Genomic DNA, 21668 nt, shown 5'->3' on the forward strand with positions numbered 1-21668 from the left:
GCCCGCCGGGGTCGGCCCCTGCGCCCGCGCACCCGGCAGCGCGGTCGCGGTGGTCCGGGCCGGCGCCGGGTGCGGCGCAGTCATGCGGCTTGGTGGCGGGCTCGGCCGCGGGACGGGCGCGGGGAGGCGGGGGCCTCCGCGGCCGAGTCCGCCTCGGTGCCGGTGCGGGCGGCGGTCCTGGTGGTCCTGCGGTTCCTGCGGGCGGCGTCGCGGGCGGCCTTGGCGTCCCGGGCCAGCCGCCAGGCGTCGGCGCGGTGCTGGAGGTCGTCACGGCGGGCCTGCTGGAGTTCGTAAGCGAACATCGGTCTCTCCCCTTGGATGATGTGCTTGTTCCGCTGCCACAAGCTTCGTCTCCAAGGGGGTCCCGCCACATCGGGCAGTTGCCGCAACTCTCGGCCCCAGGGGGCCTTAGACGGCTGCCCCGTACGGGGTGCGGGTGCCTTAGACGCTCACCGCGCGGGGGTCAGGACGCGGGGACCGTAGGGAGGTCGGCGAACACGTCGAACCACATGGCGCCCGCGATGAGCAGGCCGATGAAGGCCAGGACGACACCGCCCCAGGCGAGCGCCTGGCTCCAGTGGCCGCGGGCGGCGCGGGCCCGGGAGGCCGGGTGCAGCAGCACTCCGCCGCAGACGATCAGCGCGACGACCGCGAAGATGCCGTTGACCAGGGCGATCGCGTGCCAGGGCGTGCCGTATCCGGCGGCGATCTGCTGCTTGGCGGTGCCGCTGGACGTCTTGATCTGGCCGATCAGGCCCTGCCGCTGGGAGACGACGTTGCTGAGCCAGGTGCCGGTGAGCGAGGACAGCGCGAGCGCGGCGCCCGCGACGGCGGCGGCGCCGGTCACGATGGCGGAGGCGGCGGACGGCGCCGCGGGCTCCGCGGCGAGGGCGTCGTCCTCCTCCTCGTCGTCGGCTCCGTCGCCGATCACCTCGTAGTCGGTCTCGTCCACGACTTCGAGGTCGGCCGCGGTCTCCGCGGCGGGGGTGCCGGGCTTCTCCTGCGCGGACGCGGTCCCGGTCCCGGTCTCGGTCCCGGTCTTGGTCCCGCTCTCGGTCCCGGTCCCGCTCTCAATCCCGCTCTCGTTCTCGGCGTCGGTCACTGTGGGGGGCTTGGTGGTCTCCATGGTCCGCACCGTAGGGATGCTTTCTGAGAGCGGACTGAGAGTCGTCTGAGAGTGCCCGCCTCAACCTGTGAGATCCACTGTCCACATCCCGGCCGACTCACGTCGCCGGGCACGGCCGAGGCCGCCCTCGGCGACGTGAGCCGCCCACGGCGACGGGACCGCCCACGGCCGAGGGCGGCCCCCGCCACCGGGAACCGCCCTCGTATAACCGTCCGGCACGCGCGGGCGGCCTGGCCTCAGCCCTGCACGCCCAGCTTCTCCAGCACCAGCTCACGGACCCGCTTCGCGTCCGCCTGCCCGCGCGTGAGCTTCATGACGGCGCCGATCAGCGCGCCCGCCGCGGCCAGGTTGCCGCCACGGATCTTGTCCGCGATCGCCGCGTTGGCCGCGATGGCCTCGTCCACGGCCGCGCCCAGGGCGCCGTCGTCGGACACGACCTTCAGGCCGCGCTTGTCGACCACCTGGTCGGGGTCGCCCTCGCCCGCGAGAACGCCCTCGATGACCTGGCGGGCCAGCTTGTCGTTGAGGTCGCCCGCCGAGACCAGCGCCGCGACCCTGGCCACCTGCGCCGGGGTGATCGGCACATCGGCCAGCTCGGTGCCGGACTCGTTGGCGTGCCGGGCCAGCTCGCCCATCCACCACTTACGGGCCGCCGCCGCGTCCGCGCCCTCGTCGATGGTGGCGAGGATCAGGTCGAGCGCGCCCGCGTTGAGCACCGACTGCATCTCGTGGTCGGCGATGCCCCAGCTCTCCTGGAGCCGCTTGCGGCGCAGCCGCGGCAGCTCGGGCAGCCCGGCGCGCAGCTCCTCGACCCAGTCACGGGCCGGGGCGACCGGCACCAGGTCGGGCTCGGGGAAGTACCGGTAGTCCTCGGCCTCCTCCTTGATCCGGCCGGAGGTCGTCGACCCGTCCTCCTCGTGGAAGTGCCGGGTCTCCTGGAGGATCGTGCCGCCGGAGGACAGCACCGCCGCGTGCCGCTGGATCTCGAAGCGGGCCGCCCGCTCCACACTGCGCAGCGAGTTGACGTTCTTGGTCTCGCTGCGGGTGCCGAACTTCTCCCGCCCGTGCGGGCGCAGCGACAAGTTGACGTCGCAGCGCATCTGGCCCTGCTCCATCCGGGCCTCGGACACGCCCAGCGCCTTGATCAGCTCGCGCAGCTCGGCGACGTACGCCTTGGCGACCTCGGGGGCGCGCGCGCCCGCTCCCTCGATCGGCTTGGTGACGATCTCGATCAGCGGGATGCCCGCGCGGTTGTAGTCCAGCAGCGAGTGCGAGGCGCCGTGGATCCGCCCGGTGGCGCCGCCGACGTGCAGCGACTTGCCGGTGTCCTCCTCCATGTGGGCGCGTTCGATCTGCACCCGGAAGACCTCGCCGTCCTCCAACTGGACGTCCAGATAGCCGTTGTACGCGATCGGCTCGTCGTACTGCGAGGTCTGGAAGTTCTTCGGCATGTCCGGGTAGAAGTAGTTCTTCCGGGCGAAGCGGCACCACTGCGCGATGTCGCAGTTGAGCGCGAGGCCGATCTTGATCGCGGACTCCACGCCGACCGCGTTGACCACCGGCAGCGCGCCGGGCAGGCCAAGACAGGTCGGGCAGGTCTGCGAGTTGGGGTCGGCGCCCAGTTCGGTCGAGCAGCCGCAGAACATCTTGGTCCTGGTGCCCAGCTCGACATGGACCTCGAGGCCCATCACCGGGTCGTACGACGCCAGCGCGTCCTCGTAGGACAGCAGCTCCGTGACGGTCACAGTTCCCTCTACCTTCTCAGTCCGTCCGGTCAGCCGGTCAGGATGTCGTCGTCGTTCGCCTGGCGCAGCTCGCGGATGAGCAGGGCGACGCCGGTGGCCACCGCGGCCACCCGGATCAGGCCGTCGACCAACTGGAGGGTGTCCTGCTCGCCGCGGGCGGTGCGGACCTTCTTGATGTTGCTGAAGGCCGCGAAGAGCGTGCTGCCGATGGCCAGGTACGTGCCCGGCTTGCCCTTCTTCTTCACGGTGCTCATAGCTGGGGTGCCTCCTCTAGCAAGGGGTGGCCCCACTTCTTCACGAAGGCGGCCTCGACGGCGGCGCCGACCCGGTAGAGCCGGTCGTCCTTGAGTGCGGGTGCGATGATCTGGAGTCCCACCGGCAGCCCGTCCTCGGGGGCCAGTCCGCAGGGCAGCGACATCGCCGCGTTGCCCGCGAGGTTCGCGGGGATGGTGCACAGGTCCGCGAGGTACATCGCCATCGGGTCGTCGGCGCGCTCGCCGATCGGGAAGGCGGTGGTCGGCGTCGTCGGCGAGACGATCACGTCGACGCTCTCGAATGCCTTCTCGAAGTCCCGGGTGATCAGCGTGCGGACCTTCTGCGCCGAGCCGTAGTACGCGTCGTAGTAGCCGGAGCTGAGCGCGTACGTGCCGAGCATGATGCGGCGCTTGACCTCGGGGCCGAAGCCCGCGTCACGGGTCAGCGCGGTGACCTCCTCGGCCGACTTCGTGCCGTCGTCGCCGACCCGCAGGCCGTAGCGCATGGCGTCGAAGCGGGCCAGGTTGCTGGAGCACTCCGACGGCGCGATCAGGTAGTACGCGGCGAGCGCGTACGTGAACGACGGGCAGGAGATCTCCACGATCTCGGCGCCCAGGTCGCGCAGCAGCTCCACCGACTCGTTGAACCGCTGGACGACACCGGCCTGGTAGCCCTCGCCGCCGAACTCCTTGACGACGCCGACCCGCAGGCCCGCCACGCCGCCGTTGCGCGCGGCCTCGACGACCGGCGGCACCGGCGCGTCGACGGAGGTGGAGTCGAGCGGGTCGTGCCCGGCCATCACCTCGTGCAGCAGCGCGGCGTCCAGCACCGTACGGGCGCAGGGGCCGCCCTGGTCGAGCGAGGACGAGAAGGCGACCATGCCGTACCGCGAGACGCCGCCGTAGGTGGGCTTCACGCCGACCGTCGCGGTCACCGCGGCGGGCTGCCTGATGGAGCCGCCGGTGTCGGTGCCGATGGCCAGCGGGGCCTGGTACGAGGCGAGCGCCGCGGCCGAACCGCCGCCGGAGCCGCCGGGGATACGGGTCAGGTCCCACGGGTTGCCGGTCGGGCCGTACGCGCTGTTCTCCGTCGAGGAGCCCATCGCGAACTCGTCCATGTTGGTCTTGCCGAGGATCACCACGTCGGCGGCCTTCAGCCGCTTCGTGACGGTCGCGTCGTACGGCGGGATCCACCCTTCGAGGATCTTCGAGCCCACGGTGGTGGGCACGCCCTCGGTGGTGAAGATGTCCTTCATCGCCAGCGGCACACCCGCCAGCGGGCCGAGCGGCTCGCCCGCCGCGCGCTTGGCGTCCACGGCGCGGGCCTGCTTGAGCGCGCCCTCGCGGTCGACGTGCAGGAAGGCGTGCACCTTCTCGTCGACGGCCTCGATCCTGGCCAGGTGCGCCTCGGTGACCTCGACCGCGGTCAGTTCGCCGGACGCGATCTTCTCCGCCGTCTGAGCGGCGGTCAGCCTGATGATGTCCGTCATGGTCTTAGTCCTCCCCCAGGATCTGCGGCACCTTGAAGCGCTGCTGCTCCTGCGCCGGGGCGCCCGACAGGGCCTGCTCCGGGGTCAGCGACGGCCGGACGTCGTCCGGGCGCATGACGTTGGTCAGGGGCAGCGGGTGCGAGGTCGGCGGTACGTCCTCGCCGGCCACCTCGGACACGCGGGCTACCGCGCCGATGATGTCGTCGAGCTGTCCGGCGAAGTGGTCCAGCTCGTCGGCGGACAGTTCCAGCCGTGCCAGCTTGCCGAGGTGGGCGACCTCCTCGCGCGTGATGCCAGGCATGCGATTGCGATCCTCTGCGGGGTGAGATGTCGGTGGACCCCTCATCCTACGGGCCCGGGGGCACGCCCCCAGACCCCATTTCCCTCCCGCACGCGGCAACCCGATCTTTTCAGGGGCGCGGCCCCGGTACGGTGCGCTGACGCGGGACGGTGCTTTTCAGGGGCGTACCCACCTGCGCAAGCGGACGCACAAGGGCCGTGCCCATGGGCGCGTCAGGGTCGGCGGATCTCCGGCAGAGCCGAATGCTCGGGCTCGGGTTCGGGCGTCGCCGCCAGCGCGGCGACAGGCCGCTGCCACCCTCGTTCACCGCGGGCGCGCAGCCACGCCGTGGCTTCGTCGGGAGGCATGGCGGCGGCGACGAGCCACCCCTGGACGGCGTCGCACCGCAGGTCACGAAGGCGTTCCCAGGTCTCGTCGTCCTCGACGCCCTCGGCGACGACGAGGAGGCCGAGGGAGTGGGCGAGGTCGATGGTGCAGCGCACGATCTCGGCGTCCTCGTTGTCGATGACCAGGCGGGCGACGAAGGAGCGGTCGATCTTGAGTTCGCTGACGGGGAGCCGTCGCAGGTGGACCAGGGAGGAGTAGCCGGTGCCGAAGTCGTCGAGGGACATCTTGACGCCGTGTCCGGTGAGCCCGTTGAGGGTGTCGGCGGCGCGCTGCGGGTCTTCGAGCAGGACGTGCTCGGTGATCTCCAACTGGAGCGAGCCCGGCGGGACCTGGTGCCGGGCGAGGCGGGCGGCGACGGCGCCCGCGAAGCCGGGGCTGTGGACGTCGCGGGGCGAGACGTTGACGGCGACGGGGACTTCGAGGCCCATCCGGCGCCAGCGGGCGACCTGTGCGAGGGCGGTGTCGAGGACGTACTCGGTGAGCTGCGGCATGAGCCCGGACGTCTCGGCCATCGTGATGAACTCTTCGGGGTTCACCCGGCCGCGCTCCGGGTGTTCCCACCGCACCAGCGCTTCGAGTCCGGCGACCTGGCCGTCGAAGCGGACCTTGGGCTGGTAGTGGAGCTGGACGTCCCCGGCGTCCAGGGCGCGGCGCAGGTCGCCGAGCAGGCCGAGCCGGTCGGGGGTGTTGCCGTCGCGCTTGGCCTCGTAGACCTCGACGCCGCTGCGGTCCAGCTTGGCCTGATACATCGCGACGTCGGCGCGGCGCAGCAGCCCTTCGGCGTCCACCGCGTGGTCGGGGAAGACGGCGACCCCGGCGCTGGCCTCCAGCACCAGGGTCAGGCCGTCCAGGCTGATCGGGGAGCCGAGCGCCAGGGCCAGCGCGCGGGCGACGCGCTGGGCGCGGGTCGGCGAGTCGCAGATGGGCAGCAGGACGGCGAATTCGTCGCCGCCGAGCCGGGCGGCCTCGGCGCCGCGCGGCAGCGCGAGCCGCAGCCGGTCGGCGACCTGGAGGAGCAGCCGGTCGCCCGCGAGGTGCCCGAGCGTGTCGTTGACCGAGCGGAATTTGTCGAGGTCGATGAGGATCAGGGCGCTGCGCTCGCCGCGTCCCTGGGCGATGTCGAGCGCCGACCGGACGCGTTCCAGGAGCCATTGACGGTTCGGCAGGCCGGTGAGCGGGTCGCGGAGCTGTTCCTCGGCGCGGGCGTGCGCGATCCACAAGGTGGAGTCCAGCGCGATCAGCGGGACGGAGAACAGCGGCAGCAGGACGGGCATGTCGCAGGCGACGACCAGGATCAGCGGGGAGATGCCGAGCAGGGCGACGCCGACCATGCCCTGCCGGATGAGCGCGGTGCGCGCGACCGTGGGCAGGCCGCCGCCGCGCGGGGCGAACGCGAGCCACAGCAGCAGCCGGGTCGCGGTCAGATAGGCCAACGCGGTGACGAGGATGGCCGGGGCGGCGGACAGCGTCCAGGCGGCGGGCCGCCAGGGGCCCTCGACGGAGGGGTGGTCGCCGAAGCAGTAGAGGGTGAGCGCGCCCGCGCCGATGCCGAGGATGTCGATGGCGCCGTGCAGGGCGGCCTCCCGCCAGCGGTGCCTGCGGGCGGCCCCGACCAGGACGACCACCGCGAGGCTGACGAGGACGGCGGGCACCCAGCCGTAGAGCAGGAGCATGGCGAGGGTGAGGGCGGCGCCGGATCCGGTGCCGCCCCACCAGCGGTCGCGGCCCATCGCGACCAGGTGGCCGACAACGATGCCGGTGAGTACGGCCAGGGCCCAGCCGATGGTGCCGCCGGGGAAGAGCGCGTGGCCGCTGACGACCATGCGGACGACGCCCGCGACGAGCGCGGCACCGGCCACCGCCGGCACCCCTATCCGGATCGACGGCCGGGTCGCGCACGGGAGCGGTGTCGCGGCCTGGCTGCTGGGCAGCGGCGCCGCTACGACGCCCTCCGTCGTTTCCATGCCCGTCCCTCTCGCAGCCTGGTGTGGCAAGCAGGTCCACCGCGCCGGTGCCCGCGGTGGGACCCGCTGAGGCCGCTGGAAGGTTCATGCCCGGCGGGCGCGCTTCTCAACAGTAGGCCGCGACACGCCACCTCGGGCACCGATCGGCAGGGGTTCCCGGAATGCGACCTGGGCGATCGCCGTATTCTGATATAGGCCGAACGGGTGACATCCCAGGGCCATTCAGCCGGATTCGGCGGCCGTTTCTGTGCCGTCGGCGTCCGCCGCTTCCACGTCTTCGGCCACCGGCTTGTCCGCGGCACCTTCCTCCGTTTCCGCCGCCTCCGGCGGATTCACCGCGACGGCTCTGGCGGCTTCGGCCCCCTGTTCGAGCAGGACGGCGAAGCCCGGCTCGTCCAGCACCGGCACCTTCACCTGGAGCGCCTTGTCGTACTTGGAACCGGGGTTGTCGCCGACGACGACGAAACTCGTCTTCTTGGAGACCGAGCCGGTGACCTTCGCACCGCGGCTGACCAGGGCCTCCTTGGCGCCGTCCCGGGTGTGTCCGGCCAGTGTTCCGGTCACGACGACGGTGAGTCCTTCGAGGGGACGCGGTCCCTCGTCCGAGCCCTCCTCGGTGAACTTGACGCCCGCGGCCCGCCACTTCTCGATGATCTCCAGGTGCCAGTCCTCGGCGAACCACTGCTTCACCGACGCGGCGATGGTCGGGCCGACGCCGTCGACCGCGGCCAGTTCCTCCTCTGCGGCGTCCTTGATCCGGTCCAGGTCGCGGAATTCGCGGGCCAGCGCCTCGGCGGCCACCGGGCCGACATGACGGATCGACAGACCGGTGAGGATGCGGGCCAGCGGGCGCTCCTTGGCCGCGGCGATGTGCTCCAGCATCGCCAGCGCGTTCTTCTTCGGCTCGCCCTTCTGGTTGGCGAAGAAGGTGACGATCTTCTCGTCGCCGCTGTCGGCGTCCCGCTTGGGCAGGCCGGTGTCCTGGTCGAGTACGTAGGAGCGGATCGGCAGCAGCTCCTCGATCTCCAGGCCGAACAGGTCGCCCTCGTCCTTCAGCGGCGGCTCGGAAGGCTCCAGCGGCTGGGTCAGGGCGGTCGCGGCGACGTATCCGAAGTTCTCGATGTCGAGGCACTTGCGGCCCGCGAGGTAGTAGATCCGCTCGCGCAACTGGGCAGGGCAGTAGCGGGCGTTGGGGCACCGCAGGTCGATGTCCCCTTCCTTCATGGGCTGGAGGGCGGTGCCGCAGTCCGGGCACTCGGCGGGCATCACGAACTCCCGCTCGCTGCCGTCCCGCAGGTCCGCGACCGGCCCGAGGATCTCCGGGATGACGTCGCCCGCCTTGCGCAGCACGACGGTGTCGCCGATCAGGACGCCCTTCTTCTTCACCACGTCCTGGTTGTGCAGCGTCGCGAACTCGACCTCGGAGCCCGCCACCGTGACCGGCTCGACGACCGCGTACGGCGTCACGCGCCCGGTGCGGCCGACGCCGACGCGGATGTCCACCAGCTTGGTGTTGACCTCCTCGGGCGGGTACTTCCAGGCGATCGCCCAGCGCGGCGCCCGCGAGGTGGAGCCGAGCCGTCCCTGGAGCGGGATCTCGTCCACCTTGACCACGACGCCGTCGATCTCGTGCTCGACGTCGTGCCGGTGCTCGCCGTAGTAGGCGATGACGTCGGAGACCTCGGCGAGCGAGTCGACCACCTTGTTGTAGCGGGCGGTCGGCAGGCCCCACTCGCGCAGCAGCTCGTACGCGTGCGACTGGCAGTCGATGTCGAAGCCCTGGCGGGCGCCGATGCCGTGCACCACCATGCGCAGCGGGCGGCTCGCGGTGATCCGCGGGTCCTTCTGCCGCAGTGAACCGGCCGCCGCGTTGCGCGGGTTGGCGAAGGGCTTGTCGCCCGCCTCGACCAGCCGCTCGTTCAGCTCCTCGAACTTCTCGCCGGGGAAGTACACCTCGCCGCGGATCTCCACCAGTTCGGGCACGCGGTCGCCCGCGAGCCGGTCGGGGATGTCGGCGATCGTCCGTACGTTGGGCGTGATGTCCTCGCCGGTCCTGCCGTCGCCGCGTGTGGCGGCGCGGGTGAGGCGGCCCTGTTCGTACGTCAGATTGACCGCGAGGCCGTCGACCTTCAGCTCGCACAGGAAGTGGTACGGGCTGTGCGTGTTGTCCGGCGGGCCCAGCTCCGCGGCGACGCGCTCGGCCCAGGTGGCCAGCTCCTCCGGCGCGAAGGCGTTGTCGAGCGACAGCATCCGCTCGCGGTGCTGGACGGAGGTGAACTCCGTCTCGTACGCGCCCGCGACCTTCTGGGTCGGCGAGTCGGGGGTGCGCAGGCCCGGGTGCTCCTCCTCGACCGCTTCGAGTCGGCGCAGCAGCGTGTCGAATTCGGCGTCGCTGACGACGGGCGCGTCGTTGACGTAGTAGCGGAAGCGGTGCTCCTCGATCTGCTCGGCGAGGCGTGCGTGCTCCTCGCGTGCCTCGGCGGGGATCTCCGCCGCGCTCGCCTCGCCCCGGCTTGCGTCGTCGTCCACGGCTGCCACGAAACTGTCCCTTCCCTCACTCAGGGTTGTCGACGAGCGATCGCGCCGCCTTCGCGCAGTGCACCAGGGCGGCACGGGCATAGGCCGGAGAGGCCCCCGCCAGACCGCAGGAAGGGGTGACCGCGACCGAGGAGCCCAATGCCCCCGGCGCCAGCCCCAGCCTGCGCCACAGCGCCCGAACACCACTGACGCTACCGCCAGGGTCCGACAATGGGGCATCCTTGCCGGCGACGACACCGGCGAAGAGCGCGGTGCCGCCTTCCGCGGCCTCCCCGAAGTCGTCCCAGTCACGCTCGGTGAGCAGGTCGAAGTCGAAGGAGATGCCGACGACCCCGGCGCGCCGCAGCAGACCGAAGGGCACCTCGGGGGCGCAGGAGTGGACGACGGCCGGTGCGCCGACCGCCGCGATCAGGTCGCGCAGCGTCGACTCGATGACGGCGCGGTCCACCGCGCGGTAGGTCTGGTAACCGCTGGCCGTCCTGATCCTGCCGTGCAGCACTGAGGTGAGCGACGGCTCGTCGAGCTGGAGCACGATCTGGGCGCCGGGGACCCGGCGCCGCGCCTCCTCGACGTGCAGCCGCAGGCCCTCGGCGAGCGATCCCGCCAGGTCGCGTACGGCCCCGTGGTCGCGCAGCGCGGCCTCGCCGTTGCGGGTCTCGACCCCGGCGGCCAGCGTCCACGGGCCGACCGCCTGGATCTTGAGCGGCCCTTCGTAGCCCTGGGTGAACTCCTCCAGCGCGTCCAGGTCCTCGCCGAGCCAGGACGTGGCCCGCTTCGAGTCCCGTCCCGGCCGGTCGCCGAAGCGCCAGCCGCTGGGCTCCACGCGGGCGTAGAGGTCCACGAGCATGCCGAGGGTCCGGCCGATCATGTCGGCGCCGGGGCCCCGGCCGGGCAGCTCGGGCAGGAAGGCCATGCCCGCCGTGGCCTCCACGGCCACCCGCGCCGCCTCCCGGGCGTCGCCGCCCGGCATGGACCCGACACCGGTCGCGGTGCCCGCGGGCAGGGAGAAGTCAGTCTGGGTACTCACGTCCGAAAGCGTATGCGCTCCGCGGCCGGTCGCTTTCCCTCGCGGCGGTCGCCCTCTCCTCCGGCGGTCACCCTCTCCTGCCGGTCGCCCTCCCTACGGCGGGCCGTTCCACACCAGCGACAGGTGGACTCCGTAGATCGCGGAGGCGACGGCGGCGAAGGAGAGGGTGCAGGCGATGGTGCGCGGGTGGGTGCGGGCGAGGACGCGGGCCAGGGGGATCAGCAGGGGGAAGCCGGGGAGCAGGAAACGGGCGCGGGCGATGTAGACGCCCGCGCCGAGGGTGAGGACGGCGAGGAGCGCGCCGCTGAAGAGCAGCAGCGGCAGCGGCTGGCGCTGGACGAGGCTGAAGGCGAAGAGCGCGAAGCAGGCCACGACGACGAGGGTGACGACGACGAAGGCGACGGGTACGTCGCTGCCGCGCGGGCCGAGGAAGACCCAGCGGAAGCGCCGCAGCAGGTAGCCGCCCTTGCTGAAGCGGTTGCCCCAGGCTTCCTGGACGGCGAAGTAGCCGTCGGCGCGGTGCACGCGCACGCCCACCCAGACGACGAAGGCCAGCCATCCGGCGGGCGCGAGCAGCATGCCGAGCGCGGGCCGCCAGACCGGCCCCCACCAGGGTCCCTCGCGCGGCTGCCGCAGTGCCCGGACCGCGGCGAGCCCGGCGGTGAGGCCGACGGCCGCGGCGATGGCGACGCCGGTGGGCCGGGTGAGTCCGGCCAGCGCGGCGAACGTCCCGGCCCACACCCAGCGTTTGGCCAGGGTGGCGTAGAGGGCGGCGGCGCAGAGCGCGGTGAACAGCGACTCGGTGTACGCCATGCTCTCGACCAGCGCGTGCGGCAGGCAGCCCCACAGCACCGCGAGGATGACGCCGGTACGCCGCCGGTGGAGGCGGTTGCCGACCAGGAAGATCAGCCAGGCCGCGGCCATCGAGGCGGTCAGCGAGACCAGCCAGGACGCCTTGGCGTCGCCGACCGGCAGGACCGCGTCCGCGACGCGGCAGAGCGCCGGGTACAGCGGGAAGAACGCGAGGTTGCTCCAGCCGTGCCAGGCGTTGGGCACTCCGGTGACCGTACGGTCGTAGCCGTGCTCGACCACGTCCTGGTACCAGCGCGAGTCCCAGGACCCGTACAGCACCGTGCCGGGTGAACGGCCGCGCCGCTCGGCGAAGTAGCAGAGCAGGACGATGCCGAGGGCGCGGGCGGCGCCGTAGCCGAGCAGCGCGGGGGCGGCGAGCCGCAGGGCGGCCTCGGCGCGGGTCCGTACGTCCCGCCCGGCGCTGCTCGGCCGGGGTACTGCGGTGGCAGAGGCCATGGTCGGTCCGCTCCCTCGGATCGGGGTGGGGCGCGGATGACCTTAAGGTGCGGAAGCGACGAAAGCGGTCGGATATCGGCTGCGCCGGAGCAATCGACCGGCATAAGTACACGGTTGGGCGACCGCCCCCTGCGGGAAGCCCACCGAAACCGGCGGGGCGGGGGGCCGCCCGCCCGAAACGTGACGCGCCCCCGGCCGCCGAGACGCGACGCGCCGGTCCGGGGCCGACGTACGACGGGGCGCCGGGCGGCCTCACGCGCGGCGCACGCCACCCGCCACAGCCCGCACCCCGCCGTCGCCGTCAGCCGTCACCGTCAGCCGTCGCCGTCAGCCGTGCCGGAGGCGGCACACCGCCGCCGCCAGGCGCGCCCGAGGCGTTACCGGCCCGGTCGGACCGTCAGGTCGGTGATCTCCGCGTCCCGGGGCAGGTCGATCGCGGTGAGGACCGTGGTGGCGACCGACTCGGGCGCGATCCAGCGCTCGGCGTCGTACTGCTTGCCCTCCTGCTGGTGCACCTTGGCCTGCATGGGCGTGGCGGTGCGGCCGGGGAAGACGGAGGTGACGCGCAGGCCGTTGGCGTGCTCCTCGCGGCGCAGGGCGTCCGCGAGGGCCTTGAGGCCGTGCTTGCTGGCCGCGTACGGGCCCCACTGCGCATGCGCGTCGAGTCCGGCGCCGGAGTTGACGAAGACCACATGGCCGCGGGAGAGCCGCAGTTGGGGCAGGAACAGCCGGGTCAGCTCGGCGGGGCCGACGAGGTTGACCGCGAGCGTCTCGTTCCACACCTTCGGGGTGAGGTCGCCGATGTCGCCCAGTTCGACTACGCCGGCGATGTGCAGCAGCGAGTCCAGCCGGTCGGGCGGCGACTGGTGGCCGAGCGCCCAGGACAGCCGGGACGGCTCGGCGAGGTCGCCGACCAGGGTCCGCGCGCCGGGGAAGGCGGCGGCCAGCGCCTTGGCCCGGCCCGCGTCCCTGGCCAGCAGCCACAGTTCGTCGCCGCGCTCCAGCAGCCCGCGCGCGACCGCGGCGCCGATGCCGGAGCCGGCTCCGGTGACCAGGTGGATGCTCACACGTTCTCCGTCAGGTAGGTCATGGCCTCTTCGCCGGTGTCGGCGAAGGCCACCAGATCGGCCAGCGGGAGCGGCAGGAAGCCCTCCTCGTCCATCCGGTGCAGTTGTTCCCTGAGCCCGTCGTAGAAACCGGCGCTGTTGAGCAGCACGACGGGCTTGGCGTGCAGCCCGTGCTTCTTCAGCTCCAGGATCTCGGTGGCCTCGTCCAGCGTGCCGGTGCCGCCGACCATGATGACGATCGCGTCCGCGCGCCGCAGCAGTTCCGCCTTGCGCTCGGCGAGGTCGACCGCGGTCACCATCTCGTCCGCGTTCTCCCGCGCCTTGGACCGGAGGAATTCCACCGACACCCCGACCAGCCGGCCGCCGCTCTCCTGGACGCCGTCCGCGACGACCTTCATCAGGCCGACGTCCGAGCCGCCCCAGACCAGGGTGTGGCCGCCGCGCCCGATCAGCTCGGCGAATTCACGCGCAGGGGCCGTATACCGCTCGTCGAGATCGGCGGCGGAGAGGAAGACACAGATGTTCATACGGTCACGGTATCGGCGCCCGCGCGCGCTCCTGCGGCCTGATCGGCGTTCACGGCGGCGGTCCGTTCCGGCCGCGGGTCCGTCCGGTCGGCGGTGGCCCGGTCCGCGGCCGAACCCGCCCGGTCCGTCGTGGCGATCGTCGCCGAGCCGACGACGCGCGTGCCGTCGTACAGCACGACGGCCTGGCCCGGCGCGATGCCGCGCACCGGCGCGCCGAAGCCGACCCGCAGCTCGCCGTCCACCAGCTCCGCCGTCACCGGTACGTCCTCGCCGTGCGCCCGCAGTTGCGCGGTGTACGCGGCGGGGCCGGCCGGCGGGGTGCCGCACCAGCGCGGCTTGATCGCGGTGAGCGATGTCACGTCGAGAGCGTCGAGGGGGCCGACCGTCACGGTGTTGTCGACCGGCGAGATGTCCAGGACGTAGCGCGGCTTGCCGTCGTCCGCGGGGACGCCGATCCGCAGGCCCTTGCGCTGGCCGATGGTGAAGCCGTAGGCGCCCGTGTGCGTGCCGACCCGCGCGCCGTCCTCGTCCACGATCGCGCCCTCCGCGGTGCCGAGGCGCTTGGCCAGGAAGCCCTGGGTGTCGCCGTCCGCGATGAAGCAGATGTCGTGGCTGTCGGGCTTGCGCGCCACCGCGAGCCCGCGCCGCTCGGCCTCCGCGCGGATCTCGTCCTTGGTGGTCAGGGTGTCCCCCAGCGGGAACATCGCGTGCGCGAGCTGCCGCTCGTCCAGGACGCCGAGCACGTACGACTGGTCCTTGGCCGCGTCGCTCGCCCGGTGCAGCTCGCGCGTGCCGTCGTCCTTGACCAGCACGGTCGCGTAGTGCCCGGTGCAGACCGCGTCGAAGCCCAGCGCCAGCGCCTTGTCCAGCAGCGCGGCGAATTTGATCTTCTCGTTGCAGCGCAGGCAGGGATTCGGCGTCCGGCCCGCCGCGTACTCCGCGACGAAGTCCTCGACCACGTCCTCCCGGAAGCGCTCCGCGAGGTCCCACACGTAGAACGGGATGCCGATCACGTCGGCCGCCCGCCGCGCGTCCCGCGAGTCCTCCACCGTGCAGCAGCCCCGCGCGCCCGTCCTGAAGCTCTGCGGATTCGCCGACAGCGCCAGGTGCACGCCGGTCACGTCGTGCCCCGCCTCGGCGGCGCGCGCCGCCGCCACGGCGGAGTCCACACCGCCGCTCATCGCGGCCAGTACGCGCAGCTTCTTGCGATCGGCGTCAGGGAAGTCATTCACTCCCCCAGAGTAACGGCCTCCCGGCCCGGCCCTCAGGTCTGGCCCGCGGCCCTGGCGCGTTCGACGGCCGGGCCGATCGCGGCGGTGAGGGTGGCGATCTCGGCGGGGGTGGTGGTGTGGCCCAGGGAGAAGCGCAGGGTGGCGCGGGCGTGGGTGGGGGGCTGGTGCATGGCGAGCAGGACGTGGCTGGGCTGGGCGACGCCCGCGGTGCAGGCGGAACCGGTGGAGCAGGCGATGCCCTGGGCGTCGAGGAGCAGGAGCAGGGCGTCGCCCTCGCAGCCGGGGAAGGTGAAGTGGGCGTTGCCGGGGAGGCGGCCCGCGGGGTCGGGGTCGCCGTTGAGGATGGCGTCGGGCACGGTGGCGAGCACGTCGCGGACGAGGGTGTCGCGCAGGGCGCCGATGTCGCGGGTGAAGGCGGTGCGGCGCTCGGCGGCGAGGGTGCCTGCGGTCGCGAAGGCGGCGATGGCCGGTACGTCGAGGGTGCCGGAGCGGCTGCGCTCCTGGCCGCCGCCGTGCAGCAGCGGTACGGGGGTGTCCTCGCGCCGCAGCACGAGCGCGCCGACGCCGTACGGGCCGCCGATCTTGTGGCCGGTCACCGTCATCGCGTCGAGGCCGCTCGCGGTGAAGTCCACCTCGGCCTGGCCGAACGCCTGCACGGCGTCGGAGTGCATCGGAATGCCGAACTCCCGTGCCACCTCGGCCAGTTCGGCGACCGGCAGCACCGTACCGACCTCGTTGTTCGCCCACATCACGGTGATCACGGCCACGTCGTCGGGGTCACGCTCGATCGCGGCGCGCAGTGTCTCGGGGTGGACCCGGCCGTAGCCGTCGACGTCCAGCCACTCGACGACGGCGCCCTCGTGCTCCGCGAGCCAGTGGACGGCGTCCAGCACCGCGTGGTGCTCGACCGGGCTGGCCAGTACGCGGACCCTGCGCGGGTCGGCGTCCCTGCGCGCCCAGAACAGGCCCTTCACCGCCAGGTTGTCCGACTCGGTGCCGCCGCCCGTGAAGACGATCTCGCTGGGGCGCGCGCCAAGTGCCGCGGCGAGCGCTTCCCGTGACTCCTCGACGGTCCGCCGGGCCTGCCGCCCGGCGGCATGCAGTGCGGACGCGTTCCCGGTCACCGTGAGGTGGGCGGTCATCGCCTGGACCGCCTCCGGGAGCATGGGCGTGGTGGCGGCGTGGTCGAAGTAGGCCATGGTGCCCCGATTCTACGTTCGCCGGAGCAACCTTCCGACCCCCACCCGCGTCCGCCCCCTCCCCGCCCCTCGCCCCCACCCCGAATCGGGCGGGAAACAGGTGTGTCCTCACCGCTCCATGCCCCCTCTCCGGGTGGGACCCGGCGCTTCACCGTACGGCCATCGGCACCGGCGTGGTGGCCGACCGCGGCGGGAGGGGGGTCAGGGGCGGGGGGCGCGGGCGAGTTGGCGGGACTGGGCCACGAGGCGGTTGGCGGTGTCCCAGACTTCGGCGTCCTCTTCGAGGAGGCCGCCGGCGAGATTGCGGGTGGTGAGGGCGATGCGGAGGGGGCCGGGGGCCGGGCGGGCGCGGAGGTGGACGGTGAGTTCGAGGGTGGGGACCCAGCCCTTGAGGCCGAGGTCGAAGGCGGTGGGGGGCAGGGCGTCCACGGCCAGGAGGAGCGAGAGGACGTCGTGGTCGCGGCCGTCGGCCAGGCCGAACCAGCCGCGCATGTCACCGCGCCCCGAGGGCACGCCGACGGCCCAGCCCGCGGTGGCCGGATCGAGCCGGAGCGCGATGCGGTCGAGGAGGGCGCTGGAGCCGGGCAGCGGCGCGCCGCCCTCGGGGGCGTCCTCGGGGCCGACGCAGTCCGCGTACTCCGGCATCGACGGCTCGGGCGCGGTGGTGCGTACGTCGTCGGGCAGCGCGCCCAGGTCGCCGTACGCGGCGATGACCCGCATCCGCTCGACCTCACGGCCCTGCTCGTCGGTCTGGTAGAGCGACGCCTGCCCGCTGGAGAGGGTCCGGCCCGCCCGTACCGTCTCGGTCCTGATCACGGCGGGGCCGGGGCCTGAGGCGGTCAGGTAATGGGCGGTGATGGTGAAGGGGTCGTCGTGCGGCAGCGCGTCGCGCAGGGCGCGGGCGACGACGGCGAGCAGATACCCGCCGTTGACGGCCGCGGCGATGGTCCAGCCCGGTGAGAGGTCGATGTCGTACGTGCCGGGCTCGCCCGGCCGGGCCGTCACCGTCGTGTCGCGGTCGAATTCGCTGTCGCCGAGGGTCGCGCGGGCTGTCGCATGTGCCATGCCCCGATGTTACCCAGCGGTAGAGACTCCGTGTCCAGCGCTGGCGGTTTCCCGCCGCGGCGACCGGCCGCGCGACCCCGCCGTTCATACGCACGGCCCGGCACACGCGCGGCCCGCGTACGCACGGTCCGCGTCCGTACGACCGGCACACGCACGGGCCGGCCCGGACGGAGTCCGCTACTCCCCCTCCGCCGCCGCGCTCCTGCGGTGCCACGCCCGCGGCGCCCGCCAGTGGAACCGCAGCGCCAGCAGCCGCAGGACGAAGGCGACCAGCGCCGCGAGCCCCGCGGTCACACCGCCCAGCACGTCGAAGTGGATCAGCAGCGCGACCGTACTCGCGCCGACCAGGGCCGGGACGGCGTACAGATCGCGGTCCCAGCGCAGCAGCGACGGCACCTCGTTCGCCAGCAGGTCGCGCAGGACGCCGCCGCCCGCCGCCGTGGCGAGGCCGAGCGCGACGGACGGGGTGAGCCCGAGCCCGTACGTATGCGCCTTGATCGTGCCGCTCACGCAGAACAGCCCGAGCCCGGCCGCGTCGAAGACGTTCATCGTGGCGGTGATCCGCTCGACCTCGGGGTGCAGGAAGAAGACCAGCGCGGTGGCGACCAGCGGCGTCGAGAAGTAGCCGACGTCGGTGAACGCGGCGGGCGGCACCGCGCCGATGACCAGATCGCGGAAGACCCCGCCGCCGAGCGCCGTGACCTCGGCGAGCACCGCCATGCCGAACACGTCGTAGTTCCTGCGGACCGCCGCCAGCGCGCCGGAGATCGCGAAGACGAAGATCCCGACGATGTCGAGCGTGTGCTGGACGGTGGGCGTGAACAGATCCGTGGCCATGCCGATGTTGTACTACGGCCCGCCGTACGAACCGCGAGGCCCACCGTACGAACCGGCGCCGGACCGGCGGCGCCGGCCGTACGGCCAGAAAGCAGCGACCGCACGGCCCGCCCCGTCACGACTGCCTACGGCGTGACAGCCGCGCTGTCCTGCTGGTTGTCCGGCTGGTTCTCCGGGTGGTTCTCCGGGTGGTGGCACGCTACTTGGTGGCCGGTCGCCAGCGGCGCCAGCGGCGGCTCCTGCGTCTTGCACACCTCCGTCGCCTTCCAGCACCGGGTGTGGAAGCGGCAGCCGCTCGGCGGCGAGATCGGCGACGGCACGTCACCGGTGAGCAGGATGCGCTTGCGCTGCGTGCGCCGCCGCGGGTCGGGCACCGGCACCGCCGACATCAGGGCGGTGGTGTACGGGTGGAAGGGCGCGCTGTACAGCGCCTCCCGGTCCGCGATCTCCACCACCTTGCCGAGGTACATCACCGCGATCCGGTCCGAGACATGGCGGATCACCGACAGGTCGTGGGCGATGATCACATACGTCAGGCCCAGCTCCGACTGGAGGTCGTCCAGCAGGTTCACCACCTGGGCCTGGATGGACACGTCCAGCGCCGAGACCGGCTCGTCGGCGACGACCAGCTTCGGTTTGAGGGCGAGCGCCCGCGCGATGCCGATCCGCTGCCGCTGACCGCCGGAGAACTCGTGCGGGTAGCGGTTGTAGTGCTCGGGGCTGAGCCCGACCAGCTCCAGCAGATTCTGCACTTCGCGCTTCACACCGTGCTCGGTCGCGACCTTCTGGAGCTTGTACGGGGCGCCGACGATCGTGCCGATGGTGTGCCGCGGGTTCAACGAGGAGAAGGGGTCCTGGAAGATCATCTGGACGTCACGCCGCATCGGGCGCATCGCCCCGGTGCTCAGGTGCGTGATGTCCCGGCCCTGGAACTCGATCGTGCCGCCGGTCGGTTCGAGCAGCCGCGTGATCAGCCGTCCCATCGTGGACTTGCCGCAGCCCGACTCGCCGACCACGCCGAGCGTTTCGCCCGCCGCGACCTCGAAGTCGATGCCGTCCACGGCCTGTACGGCGCCGACCTGGCGGCGCAGCAGGCCCTTGGTGATCGGGAAGTGCTTGACCAGACCGGTCACCTTGAGCAGCGGCTCGCCGCCGCGCTGCCGCGGCAGCGGGACGCTCTTGTCGAGCGAGGGCCTGCCCGACGAAGTGCCGCCGCCCGAGGCGGAGTTGTCCGGCAGGACGTCGTCCGACGCGGGCCTTTCCGGGGGCGTGCCGTCCGACTGTGTGCCGTCCGACGAGGACGCGTCCTGCGGCGGCTCGTCCGGCGAGGGGTTCTCGGCCACGGGTTCTTCCTGACCCTTCACAGCTTCGGTTCGATCTCTTCGGTCCAGATCCGGAGGCGGTCGGCCTCGCCGAGGTGGCAGGCGGCCATGTGGCCGGGGCCCACCTCGCGCAGTTCCGGCACGTCCGTCTCCGCGGCGCCGCCGGTCAGCGCCGCGTACGGGCAGCGCGGGTGGAAGGCGCAGCCGGACGGCACGTTGATCAGGCTGGGCGGGGTGCCCTTGACCGGGTTGAGCCGCTCCAGGCGCTCCCGGTCGAGACGCGGCATGGAGCCCAACAGGCCCCAGGTGTACGGGTGTCGGGGCGCGGTGAACAGCGTCTCGGCGGTGCCGCGCTCCACGGCCCGGCCCGCGTACATCACCAGCAGGTCGTCGGCGACCTCGGCGACCACTCCGAGGTCGTGGGTGATCATGATGACCGCGGAGCCGAACTCCTTTTGCAGGTCCCGGATCAGGTCCAGGATCTGCGCCTGCACGGTCACGTCGAGCGCGGTCGTCGGCTCGTCGGCGATCAGCAACTCGGGGTTGTTGACCAGCGACATGGCGATCATCGCGCGCTGCCGCATACCGCCGGAGAACTGGTGCGGGTAGTCCGAGAAGCGCTTCCCGGGCTCCGGGATGCCGACCCGGTCCAGCATCTCCACGGCCCGCTCGGCCGCGACCTTCCGCGACACCTTCTGATGCACCCGGTACGCCTCGACGATCTGCGCGCCGACCGTGTAATAGGGGTGCATCGCGGAGAGCGGGTCCTGGAAGATCATCGCCATCTTGCGCCCGCGCAGCCGCCGTACGTGGTCCGGGTCGGCGGCGACCAACTCCTCGCCGTCCAGCCAGACCTCGCCGGATATCCGGGCCCGCGAGGTGCGGTGCAGGCCCATGATGCCCAGCGACGTCACGGACTTGCCCGAGCCGGACTCGCCGACGATGCCGAGCGTACGGCCGCGCTGGAGGTCGAAGCTGAGGCCGTCGACCGACTTCACCAGGCCGTCGTCGGTGTCGAAGTGGATCCGCAGGTCGCGTACCGACAGATACGCGTCCCCCGCGGGGGCCGGGCCGGGGTCCGCCACCGGCTCCCCGACGACGGACGCCGCCTTGTCGAACCCGACGGCGCCGCCCTCGGACGTTTCGGACGTGCCGCTGTCGGGGGCACTGCCGTCCGTGGTGCTCACGAGTACCTCACGCGGGGGTCGATGGCGGCGTACAGCAGGTCCACCACAAGGTTGCAGAAGACGATGAAGGTGGCCGCGACCATCGTCACGCCGAGCACGATCGGCAGGTCGTTGTCCTTGACGCCCTGCACGGCGTAGGCGCCGACTCCCTGGAAGGAGAAGACGCGTTCGGTGATGATCGCGCCGCCGATCAGCAGGCCGAAGTCCATGCCGAAGATGGTGACGATCGGGGTCAGGGCCGCGCGCAGCGCGTGCTTGCCGACGACCGTCCGCTCCGGCAGGCCCTTGGCCCGCGCGGTACGGATGTAGTCCTCGCCCATCGTCTCCAGCATCCCGGCTCTGGTGAGGCGGGCGTACAGCGCGGAGTAGAGGAAGGCCAGCGCGATCCACGGCAGGATCAGATTCCACGCCCATTGGGCGGGATCGGTGGTGAACCCGACGTACTCGACGTTGTCCCAGATCGTCCACTTGTAGGAGAACAGGCCGAGCAGCACCATGCCGGTGAAGAAGATCGGCAGTGAGACACCGGCCAGGGCCACGCCCATGGAGATCCGGTCGAAGACCGTGCCGCGCTTGAGCGCGGAGATGACGCCGATGACGACACCGGAGACCACCCAGATCACGGCCGCGCCGATCGCCAGCGAGAAGGTCACCGGGATACGGGTCTTGATCTGCGGCCACACCTCGACGTGCGACTTGAAGGAGTAGCCGAAGCAGGGGCGGTGGCAGACCGCCGCGTCCGGGCCGAACTTGTAGTTCGCGCCCATGACGATGGCCTTGATGAAGTGCCAGTACTGCTGGTAGAGCGGCAGGTCCAGCCCGAGGTTCTTCTTGACCGCCGCGATCGACTCGGGGTTGGCGTCCTTGCCCACGTACTGGGTGGCCAGTTGGGTCGTGCTCTGGCCGCCGATCTTGGGGACCAGGAAGAAGATCGCGAAAGTGACCGCGCTGACGACAAGCACCAGGATTATCGCGGCGATCACGCGTCGAATGATGTACGCAGTCACAGCGGTTCGGCGCCGGGTCCGCCGGGCCGGGGGTCAACCCCGGTCCCGACGGACGCCGATGCCTTCACCTGCCTTCCGGTGTTCG

The 21668-nt window shown here is 72.3% G+C and carries 18 protein-coding genes and 1 pseudogene; all 19 read right to left on the bottom strand.

Annotation, left to right across the window (positions count from 1 at the left end):
* Positions 1–80: 80 nt before the first annotated feature.
* The gene (locus ACIOC1_RS05780) at positions 81–302 is read right to left on the bottom strand and encodes a hypothetical protein (RefSeq protein ID WP_355348101.1); all 222 of its coding nucleotides are present in this window, start codon (positions 300–302) and stop codon (positions 81–83) included.
* Between the two features lie 161 nt (positions 303–463).
* Entirely contained in the window at positions 464–1126 is a 663-nt protein-coding gene (locus ACIOC1_RS05785) for a hypothetical protein (RefSeq protein ID WP_401852205.1), read from the bottom strand.
* A 236-nt stretch (positions 1127–1362) separates the two neighbouring features.
* A complete protein-coding gene (gene gatB, locus ACIOC1_RS05790; RefSeq protein WP_355348095.1) occupies positions 1363–2871 on the bottom strand; it encodes an Asp-tRNA(Asn)/Glu-tRNA(Gln) amidotransferase subunit GatB in 1509 nt (502 codons plus the stop codon).
* Between the two features lie 29 nt (positions 2872–2900).
* Positions 2901–3125 carry a hypothetical protein gene (locus tag ACIOC1_RS05795; RefSeq protein WP_355348092.1) on the bottom strand — a complete coding sequence of 75 codons (225 nt, stop codon included), beginning with the start codon at positions 3123–3125 and terminating at the stop codon, positions 2901–2903.
* Complete coding sequence (gatA, locus tag ACIOC1_RS05800; protein ID WP_355348089.1) at positions 3122–4615, bottom strand: Asp-tRNA(Asn)/Glu-tRNA(Gln) amidotransferase subunit GatA; 1494 nt, start codon at positions 4613–4615, stop codon at positions 3122–3124. The genes ACIOC1_RS05795 and gatA overlap by 4 nt, the downstream gene beginning before the upstream one ends.
* Before the next feature lie 4 nt (positions 4616–4619).
* Positions 4620–4916 carry an Asp-tRNA(Asn)/Glu-tRNA(Gln) amidotransferase subunit GatC gene (gene gatC / locus ACIOC1_RS05805; protein ID WP_355348086.1) on the bottom strand — a complete coding sequence of 99 codons (297 nt, stop codon included), beginning with the start codon at positions 4914–4916 and terminating at the stop codon, positions 4620–4622.
* A 212-nt stretch (positions 4917–5128) separates the two neighbouring features.
* Positions 5129–7267, bottom strand: a complete 2139-nt coding sequence (locus ACIOC1_RS05810) for a putative bifunctional diguanylate cyclase/phosphodiesterase (protein ID WP_401852209.1) — start codon at positions 7265–7267, stop codon at positions 5129–5131.
* Between the two features lie 222 nt (positions 7268–7489).
* A complete protein-coding gene (gene ligA, locus ACIOC1_RS05815) occupies positions 7490–9796 on the bottom strand; it encodes an NAD-dependent DNA ligase LigA (RefSeq protein ID WP_401852212.1) in 2307 nt (768 codons plus the stop codon).
* Between the two features lie 25 nt (positions 9797–9821).
* On the bottom strand, positions 9822–10832 hold the full coding sequence (locus tag ACIOC1_RS05820) for a methionine synthase (RefSeq protein WP_355348077.1): 1011 nt from the start codon (positions 10830–10832) through the stop codon (positions 9822–9824).
* A gap of 93 nt (positions 10833–10925) precedes the next feature.
* Positions 10926–12140, bottom strand: a complete 1215-nt coding sequence (locus ACIOC1_RS05825; RefSeq protein ID WP_391044745.1) for a hypothetical protein — start codon at positions 12138–12140, stop codon at positions 10926–10928.
* A gap of 377 nt (positions 12141–12517) precedes the next feature.
* Positions 12518–13207 carry an SDR family oxidoreductase gene (locus ACIOC1_RS05830; RefSeq protein WP_355348071.1) on the bottom strand — a complete coding sequence of 230 codons (690 nt, stop codon included), beginning with the start codon at positions 13205–13207 and terminating at the stop codon, positions 12518–12520.
* Positions 13204–13734, bottom strand: a complete 531-nt coding sequence (locus tag ACIOC1_RS05835; protein WP_401852216.1) for a TIGR00730 family Rossman fold protein — start codon at positions 13732–13734, stop codon at positions 13204–13206. Before ACIOC1_RS05835 ends, ACIOC1_RS05830 begins: the two co-directional genes overlap by 4 nt.
* Positions 13735–13844: 110 nt before the next feature.
* Positions 13845–14915: pseudogene (gene mnmA, locus ACIOC1_RS05840) on the bottom strand (tRNA 2-thiouridine(34) synthase MnmA); the annotation flags it as partial.
* A gap of 83 nt (positions 14916–14998) precedes the next feature.
* Positions 14999–16165 carry a cysteine desulfurase family protein gene (locus tag ACIOC1_RS05845; protein ID WP_401722840.1) on the bottom strand — a complete coding sequence of 389 codons (1167 nt, stop codon included), beginning with the start codon at positions 16163–16165 and terminating at the stop codon, positions 14999–15001.
* 201 nt (positions 16166–16366) lie between these two features.
* Positions 16367–17230, bottom strand: a complete 864-nt coding sequence (locus ACIOC1_RS05850; protein WP_401852219.1) for a thioesterase family protein — start codon at positions 17228–17230, stop codon at positions 16367–16369.
* A gap of 177 nt (positions 17231–17407) precedes the next feature.
* On the bottom strand, positions 17408–18067 hold the full coding sequence (locus ACIOC1_RS05855; protein WP_401852221.1) for a trimeric intracellular cation channel family protein: 660 nt from the start codon (positions 18065–18067) through the stop codon (positions 17408–17410).
* Between the two features lie 125 nt (positions 18068–18192).
* Positions 18193–19236 carry an ABC transporter ATP-binding protein gene (locus ACIOC1_RS05860; RefSeq protein ID WP_401852755.1) on the bottom strand — a complete coding sequence of 348 codons (1044 nt, stop codon included), beginning with the start codon at positions 19234–19236 and terminating at the stop codon, positions 18193–18195.
* A gap of 191 nt (positions 19237–19427) precedes the next feature.
* Positions 19428–20474, bottom strand: a complete 1047-nt coding sequence (locus ACIOC1_RS05865; protein WP_401852758.1) for an ABC transporter ATP-binding protein — start codon at positions 20472–20474, stop codon at positions 19428–19430.
* A 98-nt stretch (positions 20475–20572) separates the two neighbouring features.
* The gene (locus ACIOC1_RS05870) at positions 20573–21583 is read right to left on the bottom strand and encodes an ABC transporter permease (RefSeq protein ID WP_355348056.1); all 1011 of its coding nucleotides are present in this window, start codon (positions 21581–21583) and stop codon (positions 20573–20575) included.
* Between the last annotated feature and the right edge of the window lie 85 nt (positions 21584–21668).

It is taken from the genome of Streptomyces sp. NPDC088197, from assembly GCF_044741185.1.
In the GTDB taxonomy this organism is placed as follows: domain Bacteria; phylum Actinomycetota; class Actinomycetes; order Streptomycetales; family Streptomycetaceae; genus Actinacidiphila.

What these genes read in the sequence shown, in the direction of transcription:
- ACIOC1_RS05780 (WP_355348101.1), bottom strand. Translation starts at nt 302, where the DNA reads ATGTTCGCTTACGAACTCCAGCAGGCCCGCCGTGACGACCTCCAGCAC.
- ACIOC1_RS05785 (WP_401852205.1), bottom strand. Translation starts at nt 1,126, where the DNA reads ATGGAGACCACCAAGCCCCCCACAGTGACCGACGCCGAGAACGAGAGC.
- ACIOC1_RS05795 (WP_355348092.1), bottom strand. Translation starts at nt 3,125, where the DNA reads ATGAGCACCGTGAAGAAGAAGGGCAAGCCGGGCACGTACCTGGCCATC.
- gatA (WP_355348089.1), bottom strand. Translation starts at nt 4,615, where the DNA reads ATGACGGACATCATCAGGCTGACCGCCGCTCAGACGGCGGAGAAGATC.
- gatC (WP_355348086.1), bottom strand. Translation starts at nt 4,916, where the DNA reads ATGCCTGGCATCACGCGCGAGGAGGTCGCCCACCTCGGCAAGCTGGCA.
- ACIOC1_RS05810 (WP_401852209.1), bottom strand. Translation starts at nt 7,267, where the DNA reads ATGGAAACGACGGAGGGCGTCGTAGCGGCGCCGCTGCCCAGCAGCCAG.
- ACIOC1_RS05825 (WP_391044745.1), bottom strand. Translation starts at nt 12,140, where the DNA reads ATGGCCTCTGCCACCGCAGTACCCCGGCCGAGCAGCGCCGGGCGGGAC.
- ACIOC1_RS05835 (WP_401852216.1), bottom strand. Translation starts at nt 13,734, where the DNA reads ATGAACATCTGTGTCTTCCTCTCCGCCGCCGATCTCGACGAGCGGTAT.
- ACIOC1_RS05845 (WP_401722840.1), bottom strand. Translation starts at nt 16,165, where the DNA reads ATGGCCTACTTCGACCACGCCGCCACCACGCCCATGCTCCCGGAGGCG.
- ACIOC1_RS05850 (WP_401852219.1), bottom strand. Translation starts at nt 17,230, where the DNA reads ATGGCACATGCGACAGCCCGCGCGACCCTCGGCGACAGCGAATTCGAC.
- ACIOC1_RS05855 (WP_401852221.1), bottom strand. Translation starts at nt 18,067, where the DNA reads ATGGCCACGGATCTGTTCACGCCCACCGTCCAGCACACGCTCGACATC.